The 14,365-nt window shown below is 45.9% G+C and carries 14 protein-coding genes; 4 read left to right on the forward strand and 10 right to left on the reverse strand.

All coding sequences use genetic code 11. The features are described from left to right. Positions 1-62 precede the first annotated feature (62 nt). From AABW11_RS03285 to AABW11_RS03295, 3 genes are all read right to left on the reverse strand, one after another. Positions 63-1,181 (reverse strand): DUF3179 domain-containing protein, encoded by a 1,119-nt coding sequence (locus AABW11_RS03285; RefSeq protein WP_340103343.1) that lies wholly within the window; start codon positions 1,179-1,181, stop codon positions 63-65. Then, positions 1,168-2,169, reverse strand: coding sequence for a hypothetical protein (locus AABW11_RS03290; RefSeq protein WP_340103344.1), 1,002 nt, complete (start codon positions 2,167-2,169; stop codon positions 1,168-1,170). Before AABW11_RS03290 ends, AABW11_RS03285 begins: the two co-directional genes overlap by 14 nt. 252 nt (positions 2,170-2,421) lie before the next feature. After that, positions 2,422-2,850, reverse strand: a complete 429-nt coding sequence (locus AABW11_RS03295; protein ID WP_340103345.1) for an OsmC family protein — start codon at positions 2,848-2,850, stop codon at positions 2,422-2,424. A 165-nt stretch (positions 2,851-3,015) separates the two neighbouring features. Here AABW11_RS03295 and AABW11_RS03300 point away from each other — a divergent pair, with 165 nt between their 5' ends. Beyond that, positions 3,016-3,729, forward strand: a complete 714-nt coding sequence (locus AABW11_RS03300) for a flavodoxin family protein (protein WP_340103346.1) — start codon at positions 3,016-3,018, stop codon at positions 3,727-3,729. Positions 3,730-3,996: 267 nt separating this feature from the next. Here the strand turns inward: AABW11_RS03300 and AABW11_RS20070 are convergent, their stop codons facing one another. From AABW11_RS20070 to egtB, 3 genes are all read right to left on the reverse strand, one after another. Continuing rightward, on the reverse strand, positions 3,997-4,155 hold the full coding sequence (locus AABW11_RS20070; RefSeq protein WP_445263737.1) for a four helix bundle protein: 159 nt from the start codon (positions 4,153-4,155) through the stop codon (positions 3,997-3,999). Positions 4,156-4,597: 442 nt separating this feature from the next. Further along, entirely contained in the window at positions 4,598-5,542 is a 945-nt protein-coding gene (gene egtD / locus AABW11_RS03305; RefSeq protein ID WP_340103347.1) for an L-histidine N(alpha)-methyltransferase, read from the reverse strand. 61 nt (positions 5,543-5,603) lie between these two features. Continuing rightward, positions 5,604-6,941, reverse strand: coding sequence for an ergothioneine biosynthesis protein EgtB (gene egtB, locus AABW11_RS03310; protein WP_340103348.1), 1,338 nt, complete (start codon positions 6,939-6,941; stop codon positions 5,604-5,606). 43 nt (positions 6,942-6,984) lie between these two features. Here egtB and AABW11_RS03315 point away from each other — a divergent pair, with 43 nt between their 5' ends. After that, positions 6,985-7,869: an alpha/beta hydrolase gene (locus tag AABW11_RS03315; RefSeq protein ID WP_340103349.1), complete on the forward strand. Its 885-nt coding sequence runs from the start codon at positions 6,985-6,987 to the stop codon at positions 7,867-7,869. A 3-nt stretch (positions 7,870-7,872) separates the two neighbouring features. Here the strand turns inward: AABW11_RS03315 and AABW11_RS03320 are convergent, their stop codons facing one another. The 4 genes from AABW11_RS03320 to dnaN form a co-directional block, all read right to left on the reverse strand. Beyond that, positions 7,873-8,496: a trimeric intracellular cation channel family protein gene (locus tag AABW11_RS03320; protein WP_340103350.1), complete on the reverse strand. Its 624-nt coding sequence runs from the start codon at positions 8,494-8,496 to the stop codon at positions 7,873-7,875. Positions 8,497-8,685: 189 nt separating this feature from the next. Continuing rightward, positions 8,686-9,489: a class I SAM-dependent methyltransferase gene (locus AABW11_RS03325; RefSeq protein WP_340103351.1), complete on the reverse strand. Its 804-nt coding sequence runs from the start codon at positions 9,487-9,489 to the stop codon at positions 8,686-8,688. Positions 9,490-9,976: 487 nt separating this feature from the next. Next, positions 9,977-10,765 carry an SAM hydrolase/SAM-dependent halogenase family protein gene (locus AABW11_RS03330; RefSeq protein ID WP_340103352.1) on the reverse strand — a complete coding sequence of 263 codons (789 nt, stop codon included), beginning with the start codon at positions 10,763-10,765 and terminating at the stop codon, positions 9,977-9,979. A 3-nt stretch (positions 10,766-10,768) separates the two neighbouring features. After that, a complete protein-coding gene (dnaN, locus tag AABW11_RS03335; RefSeq protein ID WP_340103353.1) occupies positions 10,769-11,884 on the reverse strand; it encodes a DNA polymerase III subunit beta in 1,116 nt (371 codons plus the stop codon). 289 nt (positions 11,885-12,173) lie between these two features. Here dnaN and AABW11_RS03340 point away from each other — a divergent pair, with 289 nt between their 5' ends. Both AABW11_RS03340 and miaA read left to right on the forward strand, forming a co-directional pair. After that, positions 12,174-13,235: a PorV/PorQ family protein gene (locus tag AABW11_RS03340; RefSeq protein WP_340103354.1), complete on the forward strand. Its 1,062-nt coding sequence runs from the start codon at positions 12,174-12,176 to the stop codon at positions 13,233-13,235. 35 nt (positions 13,236-13,270) lie between these two features. Then, positions 13,271-14,335, forward strand: coding sequence for a tRNA (adenosine(37)-N6)-dimethylallyltransferase MiaA (gene miaA / locus AABW11_RS03345; RefSeq protein ID WP_340103355.1), 1,065 nt, complete (start codon positions 13,271-13,273; stop codon positions 14,333-14,335). The last annotated feature ends 30 nt before the right edge of the window (positions 14,336-14,365 follow it).

Consider the following 14,365-nt stretch of genomic DNA (forward strand, 5'->3'; position numbering starts at 1 on the left):
CATTAAAAGATTCAGCCACCGGAGGCGTTTAAAGAGGGTTTTGCAGCGCCCTTTTCAAGATATTACTCTCCTTCCTGGTAAAGCTCAATACCAGGGTAGAAATCAGACAGTGCAAACCAGTACCCGGTGTATCCGCGGGCGGCAGTCAATCTCTCACCGGCGTTGGGACCTTCGAGAGCGTAGCCGAAAATGTCCCATCCGTTTCCGTGCTGATCTCTCATTACAATAGGCAGCTGACCATTAACCGGTTCAAGCTCAAGGTTGTTCTCAAACTGTGTTACAAGTTTAAATGAGCTTACGAGATCAATCTCGTGGCTTCCCACCAATACAAAACTCTCTCCCATAAACTGATCTTTTATGATTGTCATACCTGTTTCAAAACCACTTAGTGGATACGCTTTTACGTCAGACTCTTCATTTGCGCCGGCCGGCAGCAGTGCGTGAACACGGTCTTTTCGCTGCAGCCTGTTATCCTCGTTCCGGATCGGAAATAGAATGCTGCTGTCGTTTGTGGTATAATCGCTGCCATATACGAAGATGTCATAATTATTATCGAATCCTGTATTCTTCGTCATTGCGTCAGAATCGGGATACATCTCTTTCCACTGTCCCCAGGTTGTTTCAATCACCAGGATGGTTTCTGCATCTGTACCTGAAAATTCCCCTCCAACACTTCTGAGCTGCATTTGCGACCACGTGCTTCTGGTTTCACGATCATACATAATCAGGTTATTCCGGAACAGCAGGCCGGATACTCCAAATTCAAAACCGCCGCCGGTTTGCTGCCTGTCGATGCCTATTGATGTTCCCGTGAGCGGGCAAAACGACAAAGTCACCGATCGCCTATCAACCTGGTGATTTACAATTTCGTGCTGGTCCATTATTTGATGCGGATAGGCTCTGAGTTCATCATCGATTCTTAGCGCAGCGACTCTGCGGCTGTCCTGGAAATCAGTGATATCGGATGCGGTCGCAAAATTCGGGTTTTCGATAGAGGGAATGCCATCGATTCCCGGCCCGCCATCCATAACTTCATTTTCATTGATGAGCCACTCATCAACCTCAAGGCCTCCGGATCCTGAGGAGTTGGACACATTACAGCCGGTGATTGTCAGTGAAATAGCCGCGAATAAAAACACGATATTAGTGTATGATTTATGTACAAGGTTAGTTATTTGCATGGATGAAGGTGTTTTGTGAACTGTTGATGTTTATAAAAAAGGACGCGGACACAGCATACGTTGTAGACGGCTGTAAGCCGTTGAGCTCGTGGTAAAGCGGAATTTGGCCGGATAACTTTATTGAGGTCTGGTCGGAGGTGGTAATGTAGAGATCGGGAATAAGAGTGATCCACTTGCCGCCGGTGTTAGGCAGAACGTTGTCGTTGCGTTCATCAGAGGAAGTAGACCGGTATCGGGCTTTAAGTTTATAAGAGATACGATCCGTAATTGTATCACTTAAACCCAGGATGCTTATAAATTCATTTCCGAACCGGTAGTCATCTCCTTCCACAAATCGCTCGTTTGTTCCTGTAAGGCGATAACTGTTTGTCAATGAAAGATTAATGGTACTTATCGGTAAAAAATTTAAGCCCAGGTTACTCCAGAGTACGCCATCCGTGGCTACTGTGCCCGGCTGCATATCTGCATTAAACCGGCGACCATTGGGGTTGTTTAGAGTAGTGCTGCCAATAGGTGCTTTTACACCACCGCCAGCAGCTATGTAATATCTGTTCCAAAGCGACTGTGGCAGTAAGGTATATCTTAGCAGAGCTATTCCATCGCCAATACCTGCTGTGGTGGATGTTTGCGTCTCCCCCGGAGTTCCTATGCCGCTTGTTCTCTGTTTACGCACGTATGAGAATGTGCCGGAGGCCGATAGGCGGTCGGTTATCCCGTAGTTGATTTCGATCAGGGCAGACTGGGTATTTCGATTAGCGCTGTCGTTTGTGATCTGTTCAGAACCGGTATACAGATTGGTAATTTGATTAAATTCATAGGTGACACCAATCAGTACATTTCCGGCCTCGGAAGCCCCCGAACTTTGCGTGCCCAGCAAAGGGGCGCCGGCACAGCTACAGATTTGAGCGTGCGTGGGCCAGGTAAATAAAAGGGTGAGTATAATGAGAGAGAATAAACTCGCAGTTGGCTTTTGAAAATTTTGCAGCATAGGTGAATAATTGTTGATTTATTCCCTCAACGATTCGTAAGTACATGGAGTTGTGCGTGTTAGAGAAACGTTATACAGAACACAGATTCGTGATTTTCTCTCTTTAATCAACATTTTCAAACGCGAAGCTGGCGCGGTAGATTTAGGGTAAAACGTTAATCAATAAAAAAAGCCACTCCGATTAAGAGTGGCTTAGGTATTACACAAATTATCGGATTGTTTGAGGCAATCCGTCAGATACCGGAGCTTTGGTTAGCTTTTTAGCTCTATATCTAGCGTAATCTTTGCGCCGGCCAATACCTTCGATACCGGGCAGCCTTCTTTTGCTCCATTGGCAATTTCCATAAATGTATCTTTGTCGATTCCGGGAACGTGCGCCTCAGAAACAAGTTTTATATGGGTTATTTCCGGATCATCGCCGCTCAGGTCAAGTGTTACTTCAGCTTTAGTTTCAACTGAATGTGGATCGTGACCTGCACTCGCCAGCTCATTCGAGAGAGCCATCGAAAAGCATGCTGCATGTGCTGCTCCAATCAGCTCCTCTGGATTTGTTTTGCTGCCGGTTTCAAACCGTGATGCAAAATTGTAGTCGGCTTCAAATGTGCCGCTTTCAACCTTAAGCGATCCGCTGCCTTTCTTTAAATCTCCTTTCCATACCGCTTCTCCAATTCGTACTGGCATAATAATTGTGTTTTAAGTTGGTGTTTGTTATTCATTTACATGAATACTTTTAAGCAGATATACGTTCAAACTCAATCCAAAAAACGTGATCATTTTTTTACACACTCCAGTGTTTAAAAAAGTATGTTAACGCATCTGATAACAGGAACCTAAACAGGCCAACGAATGGAGCATGCGCTTAACGATATACAGAAAAAGTGGATTGAAGAGAACCCATACGATTTTTCAGATCTGAAGGCACTATTTCTGAACTGCACTCTCAAAAAAACACCCGAGCTATCTCATACTGAACAACTCATGCAGCTCTCCCAAAAAATCATGAATGCTGTGGACGTCGAAACCGACATGCTGCGTCCGGTGGATTATGATGTTGCCTTTGGCGTGTATCCTGATATGAGCGAGCATGGCTGGGAAAAGGATGAGTGGCCACAAATTCAAAAGAAGGTGATGGATGCCGATATTCTAATCATTGGTACACCGATCTGGCTTGGCGAAAAATCCTCTGTGGCAACCATGGTGACAGAGCGGCTCTACAGCTATTCAGGGAAAACTAATGAGCACGGGCAGTATTCCTATTACGGCAGAACCGGCGGATGCATCGTCACTGGCAATGAGGACGGCGTGAAACATTGTTCCATGAGTGTACTCTACGGACTTCAGCACATTGGCTACACAATACCGCCCCAGGCTGATGCAGGATGGATTGGTGAAGTAGGGCCCGGTAAATCTTACGCCGATGAAGGATCCGGAGGGCCCGAAAACGACTTCACAAATCGTAACACCACCTTCATGACATGGAACCTGCTCCATACCGCCCGCATGCTCACCGATAACAACGGCATGCCCGCTCATGGGAATCAAAGAAGTATGTGGGAGTGATAAAATCGAAAATCGAATATCGGCCATCGCAAATCTTACAAATCGCAGATCTCTAAGTTTTTAACATATTGATGGATGAACTAAGGTACTATTGATTTCCGATTTGTAAGACGTTGCGATTTCCGATTTCCGATGTTTAGATACGAATATAAAATCCAATTGGGACTGATGGTTTTAATTTTTAATTTCTGGAGGCTGTTTCTACGCTTCTATAAAATATCGAGACTAGTTCATCACACTCAATTATCGCTTTTTCCATTGCTAATTTTAATGAGCAAGAACGGGATCGTTTAATAATCGTTTAATAATGGTCAGACATGTAAGGGATTCTCGTAATTCTCTCAACACGATGTTCATCTTGTTAATAAAATCCCTTTTTGAAATAGCACTTTGAGTTTCTCCATAATTTAACGCAGGGAAGTACAGGAGCGTGCAAGTTGGTTCGCAAGATTGTTAGCAAATTTATTGTTCGGCATCTCATTAATTATATCAGCAGTTAAAACTGCAAAATCAATGAGCCTTTCTTCAAGTTCAATTCTATCCATTTTTTTCCTTAATGAAATTATTGTTCAGTTATATGAGCAATATTTTTATCAAGCCTTACAGAAAAAATCTAATTAATTCATCGGTCATGGTAAATCCCATGTCCTTGAAAGGTGATTAGCGAGCAAGAATACGCTATTGATTTCCGATCTAATATTTACTGATAACTAGGCAAAGGACACCCAATCGAATATCGGACATCGCAAATCTCACAAATCGCATATCTCTAAGTTTTTAACATATTGATGGATGAACTAAGGTGCTATTGATTTCCGATTTGTAAGACGTTCCGATTTCCGATTTCCGAACCTTCTCAAATGAGCTATTAAACCCGCTCAAAATAATGCACGCTAAAATACTCCCGATCATCAGTCCAGGTTTTTTTGCGCTCGAAATAGTTTCCGGCGATATCCTCAAACTCTTCAACCGTGTATTTGTGAGAGTTTTCGGTGTGAATAGTTTCACCTTTTTCGAATGATATTCGATTACCGTTGATGTAGACGGCTTGATTTTTCAGGCTTTCAAGATGCATCTCGATACGGCCTTCCCGGACATTATAAAAAGCGCGATGCTGGAAATGATCTAAATCAAAGTTGGCGTCCAATTCCCTGTTAATCCGGACAAGGATATTTTTGTTGAATTCAGCTGTAATTCCTTTGCTGTCGTTGTAAGCGGCTTCCAACACACCCACATCTTTTTTTGAATCTACACCAATAAGTAAGCCGTCGCCGGGCGAAACGTTTTCACCCACCGTTTCGAGAAAAACCGACGCCCGTCCGCGGGTGAAATTTCCGATTGTGGATCCCGGAAAGTAGACAACTCTTTTTTTGATGGCGTCCGATTCAGGGACGTCAAAGGGAGTCGTGTAATCGGCTGCAACAGGCCTAATATCGAGGTCGGGATAATCAGCCTGGAGCTTTCTTGCGGTTTCATTCAGAAAAGTTTCGGATATATCCACCGGAACATACATCTCGAGGTCTTTGCAGTGATCCAGCAACAGGCGGGTTTTCATACTGCTCCCACTGCCAAGTTCAATCAGCTGAACGTGGTCATCAATGTATTCTGTGATCTCGTCGATCTCGTGCTGCATAATACTGACTTCACTGTCGGTGGGATAGTACTCGTCCAATCCGCAAATTTGTTCAAAAAGATCAGAGCCTCTTTCATTATAAAAATATTTACTGGGCAAATATTTTTGGCCGCTTGTCAGCCCTTCCAGAACGTCACGGTTGAACTCTGATACTTTGTCACTCACTACGATGTCTTTCATACTAAAACTTTTTGTTTATAAAGCATTTGATTTGGCACATTTTTCACTGCGAAAATCATCTCTATTTAGCAAGACGAATACTGGTAAACTGCCACCTGAATTTCGCATGAAAGAAATTCCGGTAGGTCTTCCGGTAGTGTGATTTAGACGTGGCGCATGATCCGCCTCTCAATACATATTGATTGCACATAAACTTGCCGTTATATTCGCCCAGTGCACCCGGGAATGTTTCATAGCCGGGATAGGCGGCATAGGAACTCCGGGTCCACTGCCAGGCGTCGCCGAACATTTGTTGCAACCCCGGTTTTGATGGTTGAGCCGGGGCAGGATGGAAATATTTTTTATCTACAAAATTGCCTTCCAGCGGCAGCGGTTCTGATGCCAGTTCCCACTCAAACTCGGTAGGTAAGCGGCAGCCTGCCCAGCGTGCATAGGCATCGGCTTCAAAATAGCTCACGTGGGTAACCGGCTCATTCATGTCGATGGGTTCCAGACCGTTTAGCGTAAAATGATGCCAGTTGCCGTCTTGTTTTTTCCAGTAAAGCGGTGCATTCCATTCATCGTCAACAACTGTGGCATAGCCTTCATCAAGCCAGAATTTTGGATCTTTATATCCTCCATCGTTCATAAATTCAAGATACTCTCCATTAGTAATAAGCCGGTTGGCGAGCTGAAAATCATGAATGTATGTTTTGTGGCGTGGGAACTCATTGTCATAGCCGAACTCTCCGCCGGGGTGACCAATTTCATAGACTCCTTCATCATAAGAGTGCCATGTTAACTCAGGCTGGGGATCAGCCGACGGCCGTTTTTCTGCTGTGTACACAGGATGAAGCGGATTTTGGCCAAACATAATTTTTAGATCAGTGACTAAAAGCTCCTGGTGCTGCTGCTCGTGATTGAGACCGACTTCAATAACGGATCGCCATTTCTCAAACTCCTCTTCGCTGCAAGTTTCTAAAAAGTCCTGCACGTGTTCGTTTACATATTTCCTGTAATCGAGCACTTCCTGTACAGTTGGACGGGAAAGATTGCCTCGTTTATTTCGGCAGTGCGGTTCGCCTGTTTGCAAATAGTATGAATTAAAGAGATATCCATATTTGGGATGTTTTGTTTTATAATCATCCATTGCCTTTTCGAGAAAAAATGCCTCAAAAAACCAACTTGTATGAGCCAGATGCCATTTTGCAGGGCTGGCGTGTTCCACAATTTGAATAATGAAATCTTCCGTTTTTAAAGGCTCCACAAGTTCCATTGTAAAAGATCGTACATCAAAAAAATGATCCAAAACATCGGATCTCTCCGTCAATGAAGTTTTTATTCCGTTCTCTGGTGTTTTTATTTCTGCTCCCATAATTTCAAGTTCTATTAGCGTTTTAAGATCATTATAATAAAACATTATGCGCCCCAAGAGTTCACGTCAAATTTATAAAATTACTAAAATGCTAAAAGCACTTTTTTTCTGTTTGATTGTTTTTGGTTCTGCCGACCTTCATGGCCAGGACCTTGTTAACTGGCGGGATTTACTAAGCGCAGATGTTACCCATTCATATGAGAGAATTCAGGTGGGCCCCGATTCGCTTCAGTTTGCCGACCTGTGGCTGCCTGATGACCATGGCTCCGGCCCGTATCCGGTTGTCGTGCTGATTCACGGTGGCTGCTGGCTGGGGATGTATCCCGGAGTGGCGCTCACACATCCGATGGCGGAAGCGCTGTCGGAACAGGGATTTGCCGTCTGGAATATGGAGTATCGCCGGCTTGGTCACGATGGCGGGGGATACCCAGGTACATTTCTGGATGTGGCAAACGCAGCAGATTACCTGGCTGAAATATCTGATAAATACAACCTGGATTTGAGCAATGTGATTGCCGCGGGACACTCCGCCGGGGGGCATCTCGCAACATGGCTTGCCGCCCGGAAAAATATCAGTCCGGATAGCGATCTTTATGATGAACATCCGCTACCTGTTGGTAAAGTGATTTCACTGGCGGGTATAAATGACCTGGAGAAGTATGCAGAATTTGGTTCATCACCGTGCGGCGATCAAACAGTAGAGAAACTGGTCTCGCTTGACGAACGTGGTGATGGCGCCTACAGCAATACGTCTCCCGCGAAACTGCTTCCATTTTCCGCAACACATTACGAGGTGGTCGCTGCGTTCGATCGTCCTGTCCCGGCGTTTCTTGGTCGCGAGTTTTCGATAGCCGTCACTGATTCAGGCGGTACATCGGAGCTTATCCTTCAAACCGACGCCGGCCATTATGAAATGACAGCCCCGTGGACAGGTGAATGGCAGCAGGTGTTGCAGCTGTTTACCGGTGAGTGAAAATCAGTTTGTGCTGCTGTACAGCTTCGGCAGCTCAAGATGAAACCGAACGGCAATGATGCGAAAGAGGGGCGTGCTTAAAATACCTGCAAGCTGGGCCGTGACCAGGGAGCCGGAAAGAAATTGTGTAGCAGCAAAAACGACTCCGCCCAACACCGCAGCAGATGCGTAAATCTCTTTTCTGAATATCAGCGGTTTGATGGCGGCCAGCACATCGCGGATCACCCCGCCGAAACAGCCGGTGACGGTTCCAAGGGCAACGGAAATTCCGACACTCATTCCTGAATTAAGGGCAATTTGGGTACCGGTGACTGTAAAGAGTCCCAGGCCAACGGCGTCAAAATAGAAGAGCCAGCCCTCCCATTTAGTTATTCTTCTGTAGAAGATAAGAGCGAAACCAAACCCCGTTAAAGCAGACCAAATTGTGATGGTATCCGTAAGCCAGTTGACAGGCGTATTGCCGATCAGCAGATCACGAAGAGTGCCGCCGCTAATCGCTGTAACAAATGCGAGGACCAATATTCCAAAGATATCGTAGCGGCTTCGAATAGCCGCAGTGGCACCTGAAACAGCAAAGGCAAACGTGCCGAGAGCATCGATTGTGGTCAGTAGATCAAAATCTATCAAGGCGAAAAGTGGTTATTCGAAAAGAAAGAGTAAAATCTATAAATCATTTGTCTCTTCATAACTGAATTATCCTTAGAAAATGAATCGAAAGACAATCCTGATTTTTTAGTTGTCATTCTTCGATTAAGAAGTGCCATTGCAGTATTTGACCCAATAACCAATCAACCATTTACCTCATAAACTAATCACTCAAACAGCAATCAGTTTTGAAAAACAGACGATACCAACGTTAAATTGGTCGGCTACTTTAAAGCCAGCACGTTCAAACAATTCGTTGCTTTGTTTAAGAGTCCAGAATTTCACGCCCCCCCATCCGGCCGGCCCCTGCAAGAGTTTTCCAGCGATGGAGTCGGCTTTGAGAAGGTGCATCATAAAAAAAGTGCCTCCCTTCTTGATAACACGCCGGCATTCGTACAGTGCTTTCAGCTCATCGGTGAGCTCATTCAGCGTGCCGCCCATCATCAGCCCGTCGAACATGCCTGCATAAAACGGCATGGTTCGCGCATCGGCACGAATCAGGAACAGGTCGCAATCTTCATTTGATGCTTTTTTTCGTGCCTCTTTAAGCATAGCCTCAGATATGTCGATCGCCACCGCAACGGATTTTTTTTCGGCCTGTTTTACCGTTCGCGCATAGAGCGCGGTTGAGCAGCCCACATCAAGGTAGAGTTTGTCTTTGATGGGTTCCAGCCAGTCGACCAGGAGTTCTTTTTCTTTCTCGATTGGAAATGATTCGCCTGTAAGTATATCCAGTGACCGGTTTCGCCAGACATCTTCGTAAACAGCGGCCGTTACGCTCAGGTGGTTGCTCCAATTTGCAATGGAGTAGTCATGTCCGTTACTCATCAAATCAGCGATATTGCCTTCAATTTTATATTCCCGTCCCTTTCCCGAGGAGAGCGTTCCGGTGTAACGGCTTGAAAGATCTGATACCTGGCCGGGTAGAAGTATCGAGTGTTGATCGCTGTCTGGCGCGCGTAGTTTAAGATCCATGATTCAGATTTAGATATTGACAAGTGTTAGAAGGTACGTCAAAACAGAAAAGGTGTTACAGGAGTTCTGATTGATATTTACTGCCGAATCCTTGTAAGCGAAACGGGTTGAAAAATAGCGTGGGTCTACAGTAGCGTCAGGCAGGTAGTCATGCCGGGCTCAGATCCGTAAAATTCTGTAAGTGACAGCTTGGGTAAAGTGTTGTTAATGTGCTTAAATTAATGTTCGTTGCCTTCATAAACACACCCCTCGTTACACTCATCCGGCGTTGCCGTTTCCTTTAAACTTTTCCCCTCTCGAGATGGGATTTTTATCCTATTACCAACAAAAAGGTGTTGCCAGCAAAACTATGTTAAATCTTTGTAGTGCAAGATTTCTTGGAAAAATTAGTGGTTACCACTAACAACGGATGGTGATCTCCTAACTCATCTGGAAGCGCGGAATGATGCTCTTTTGGAAAATCAAATTCTTAATTAATTGATGAGAGCTATTTTTGCACTACAATCGAGATCTGAGCGCCTTTTTCTACACCGAGCATTTCCCGGGCGTCGCCTTTGTTGATGGCAATTTCTAACACCCCGGAACTGCCAATATATGCAGCCGGCTCACCATCGGGAACATCGCCGAATGTATTCACAATAGTGTCGAAGATAGTATTACCCACATAGATTTTAAGATCGGATCCCGCGCCGGCTTCGCGGATCATAGACTCCGGGATGTTGGATATGAGGTTCCCAAAATGATCGATATGGACGATCCAGCCCTGCACGCCATCTTTATCGGAAATGGGTACGGCCCAGCGATATGTTTCGAGTTTTTCAATGGGTTGGCCGAGCTCGGAAAAATCAACGCCATTTGCAAGATGTGCCGCAACTGGCGCGAAAATATCACGCCCATGAAAAGTTTGGGATGGATTTGGTCGCCAGAATTTGGAGTTCGTCAGTTCAATACCTTTGTAATCGTACTGGTCAGCGATTAATGAGAAGGTTCCGTTATCGGGCCCGACAAAATATTGGTCTTCAATTTTTATCGCGATTGGCTTTCGCTGTGTTCCCACACCGGGATCAACCACGACAAGGTGGACACTCCCGGGCGGAAAGAGCATAGCAGAATTTCGCACGACCCAGGCGCCGGCCATAATATCCTGGGGCGGTATCTGGTGAGAAATATCGACAAGACGCGTATCAGGAGCGATTGAGAGCAGCACGGCTTTCAGAACTCCTACATAGTGATCCTTAACACCAAAATCTGTTGTAAGAGTTATGAGTGAAGGCATTAATCAGGCATAGCTGTTCAACATCACGGGCATGACGAGCATCAGCATTTCTTCCTCTTCCTCTTCATCAGACGGTTTTACGATACCGGCCCGGTTAGGAGTAGAGAATTCAAATGTGGCTTCGTCGCCGTCGACGTTGCTGAGGATATCAGCGAGATATTTTGCGTTAAATCCGATCTCCATTTCACCGGCATCATATTCGCAGCTGATTGTTTCCTTTGCTTCACTGCTCATGTCGATATCCTCGGCGCGGATTGTGATTTTGTCGGGACCGAGTTGAAGGCGAATTTGGCGCGTGGTTGTGCTCGAGAAAACAGCAACCCGTTTTACGGTAGAGAGCATCTGGTCTTTATCGATGCGCAAAATCTTATCGTTGTCACGTGGTATCACCGATTCATAGTTAGGATACTGCTCGTTAATCAACCGCGTGATGATAATAGTGTTGCCGCTCTTGAACTGAACGTGATCGTCAGAAATAGTCAGATCGCAATCGGCATCATCAAGCGCTTTGGAGACCAGGTTGAGTGCTTTTTCGGGAACAATGAAATTGAGTGGTGTTTCGGACGTAAGGTTTGAATTTACAAACCGGACCAGCCGATGACCGTCGGTCGCAACAAATTTACTGCCGCCTGTTCCAATGTCGAAATAGACCCCCATCATAGCGGGGCGAAGATCGTCAGTCGAAACTGCAAACATCGTGCGCTGAATGGCATTCACGATCAGGTCGGTGTCGGTACTTAGCTTAACACCTTCGTCCATATTCGGGATTTCCGGGTAATCATCGAAGTCTTCGCCAACAAGCTTGTATTTCCCTTTGTCAGTTCGAAACTGCACATTGTGATTTTCATCAACCTCAAATAAAACAGGGATATTCGGCAGCTGACGGAGTGTTTCCTGCAGTCGCTTAGCAGGAATGGCAACGGCTCCTTCTTCCTCAATGTCAGCACTTATGTATTCTACAATTGAAATCTCAAGATCGGTAGCGGTTAGTTTCAGCCGGCCATCTTCACTTTCGAACAGAATAGTTTCGAGAATGGGGAGCGTCGCTTTTGTTGGAACAGCACCAATAACTGCTGAGAGGCCTGCGTTTAAGTCACTGCTGGATACATTAAATTTCATACTCGGGAGTCAAAAAGTTGATCGGTAATAATGGTGTTATAGCTTCACAAACGCCTTAATTTCAGACTGTGTATACTAAGAAATCTTGCCTCTTACCGCAACCAATAAAGACGCTAAATTCATGGTGTTTTAAGCGTTCTCTTTAATGATGAATTAAGTGCTGACATAAACAGAGTATACAAAAACCGGGACCATGAAAAATTAATAGTATGATATTCTGCACACCACCATTACCTTTTTGTCTGCCCTTTATAAAGGGTATATTGCGCACTCAATGAAATCGTTTTATATGAGGTTTTTACTTTTCCTGGTACCGCTCGTCCTGCTATCGGCTGGTGCGTCTGGCCAATCTTTTACAAATGCAAAATACGGTGGCGATTTTTTATCCGTTGGAGCCGGGGCAAGGGCGCTCGGCATGGGAAGTGCACATGCCGCCATCACAAATGATGTAACATCGGCTTATTGGAATCCCGCTGGCCTGGCCGATGTGGAATCACTCGATATCGCGTATATGCACTCGGAACGGTTTGCCGGGATTGTAAGCTACGACTACGGTGCTGTAGCCTATCCGTTAAAAAATTCAGAGAGCACTATTGCCGTGAGCATGTTCCGGCAGGGCGTGGATAATATTGCGAATACTCTTAATGCCTGGGATCGAGAACGAAACCTGCCTCGTGAAAACCCGGAGGATTATATAGAACAGTTCAGCGTGGCCGATATGGCATTTATCTTTTCGTATGCCACCCGGGAAAGTGAGCAGCTCTCCTGGGGTTTGAACGCAAAGATTGTTAATCACAGGTTAGGTCCGTTTGCCGATGCCTGGGGCTACTCCATTGATGCCGGCGCAATGTACCGAATGGGCAACACTCAGTTTGGTGTTCACGTGATGGATCTCACCACGATGATGAAATTCTGGTCAGTTAACGAATCTGAGTTCGGTGATTTTGAGGAGAACTTTGGCGACGAGATTCCATCAGGCCAGAACGAGCGCGTGCTGCCGACGCTGAAAGTAGGTTTGGGTCACACCCGCCAGTTCGGCGATTTTCTGATGACAGGGGCGTTTGATGTGGATATGCGATTTGAGAACCGGCAGGCGTTTTTTATCAACCTTGGCCGTGTGAGCTTCGAGCCACATGCAGGAATCGAAGGAACGTACAAAGAGCGGCTCAGCCTCAGGGCGGGACTTACAGATGTAACGACCGATACGCGAAACAGCGTCTATATCTCTCCAACACTTGGTGCAGGCATTCATTTGAAAAATGTGTTTGTTGATTACGGCTTTGCAAACTTTGGCGGCGGCGCCACATCACTGGGTGTGACTCACAGGATCTCCCTTCGTGTAACAATTTGAGCCATTTGAAGGGCTAACTCAAATGCCACTGAGTCATGCCGCACTCCGATGCGGCATCTCCCATTAGTGATGTAAAATCTATTCTTAAGCAGGATTTAAATATCAATCAAAAAATCGAATCGACAGCACCTTTATCCGTAATTGACCAAACAAACCAAACCAACACCATGAACCATCGCATAATGATTGCGGGACCAACGGCGTCAGGCAAAAGCTCTCTCGCCGTGATGCTCGCGAAATGGATTAACGGTGAGATTATCTCCGTCGACTCACGCCAGTGCTATCGCCAAATTAATGTTGGGACGGCAAAACCCACCGAAAAGCAGCTTCGCGATGTGCCGCACCACAACATTTCTAATCTCGACCTTAGCGAGGAGGATTCTGCAATGGCATTCCATAGGCGGGCGATGCAGTGGGCAGAGGAGATTGAAGGGCGAGGCAGAACCGTTATTTTTTGCGGCGGAAGTACGCTCCATCTGCAAAGCCTGGTGCGGTCGCTTGATGATATGCCCTCATCAAGCGATGAGAACATTCGGGAGCTTGAAACCACGATGGAAAATGAGGGAGCAGACGTACTGTTTAAAAAGCTGAAGCAGGTTGACCCGGACTATGCCTCAGGGATGAACGACAGAAATCCGCGGCGTATCATCCGGGCGCTGGACGTTTGGATGCAGACGGGAAAGCCTTTTTCTCATTTTCATAATGATAAACCGTTCGAGCAGCCAGAGAATATGAGCGTCTTTGCCACGCACTGGCCGCGCAAAATGCTGCATCAGCGAATTGAAAAGCGGTGTGATGAGATGCTGGAAAACGGACTGATTGAAGAGACCCGTCAGCTACTGGAGTCCGGCTATTCTCCCGACCTTCAGGCGCTTCAAACCGTGGGCTACCGACAGGTGATTCAGTATTTGAAAGGAGAAATTACCCGCGAACAGATGGAGAAAGATTTTAAAACGGCAACCCGCCGGTATGCCAAACGGCAGATAACATGGCTGCGTCGCTGGCCGTTTTTAACGTGGCTCAGCTGTTCTGAAAACAGCCGTGCCGACCTTCTGGAAACGATTCAACAACAGGTAGCGGCTGACATGAATAAAGGTTAACTTTAAATTTCTCTTTTTAACGCTGAAAAC

The sequence above is a fragment of the Rhodohalobacter sp. 8-1 genome, assembly GCF_038150125.1.
GTDB lineage: Bacteria > Bacteroidota > Rhodothermia > Balneolales > Balneolaceae > SW132.

Coding starts and splice junctions, on each gene's coding strand:
- AABW11_RS03285 (WP_340103343.1), bottom strand. CDS start 1,181: ATGCAAATAACTAACCTTGTACATAAATCATACACTAATATCGTGTTT.
- AABW11_RS03290 (WP_340103344.1), bottom strand. CDS start 2,169: ATGCTGCAAAATTTTCAAAAGCCAACTGCGAGTTTATTCTCTCTCATT.
- AABW11_RS03295 (WP_340103345.1), bottom strand. CDS start 2,850: ATGCCAGTACGAATTGGAGAAGCGGTATGGAAAGGAGATTTAAAGAAA.
- AABW11_RS03300 (WP_340103346.1), top strand. CDS start 3,016: ATGGAGCATGCGCTTAACGATATACAGAAAAAGTGGATTGAAGAGAAC.
- egtD (WP_340103347.1), bottom strand. CDS start 5,542: ATGAAAGACATCGTAGTGAGTGACAAAGTATCAGAGTTCAACCGTGAC.
- egtB (WP_340103348.1), bottom strand. CDS start 6,941: ATGTTTTATTATAATGATCTTAAAACGCTAATAGAACTTGAAATTATG.
- AABW11_RS03315 (WP_340103349.1), top strand. CDS start 6,985: ATGCTAAAAGCACTTTTTTTCTGTTTGATTGTTTTTGGTTCTGCCGAC.
- AABW11_RS03325 (WP_340103351.1), bottom strand. CDS start 9,489: ATGGATCTTAAACTACGCGCGCCAGACAGCGATCAACACTCGATACTT.
- AABW11_RS03330 (WP_340103352.1), bottom strand. CDS start 10,765: ATGCCTTCACTCATAACTCTTACAACAGATTTTGGTGTTAAGGATCAC.
- dnaN (WP_340103353.1), bottom strand. CDS start 11,884: ATGAAATTTAATGTATCCAGCAGTGACTTAAACGCAGGCCTCTCAGCA.
- AABW11_RS03340 (WP_340103354.1), top strand. CDS start 12,174: ATGAGGTTTTTACTTTTCCTGGTACCGCTCGTCCTGCTATCGGCTGGT.
- miaA (WP_340103355.1), top strand. CDS start 13,271: ATGCCGCACTCCGATGCGGCATCTCCCATTAGTGATGTAAAATCTATT.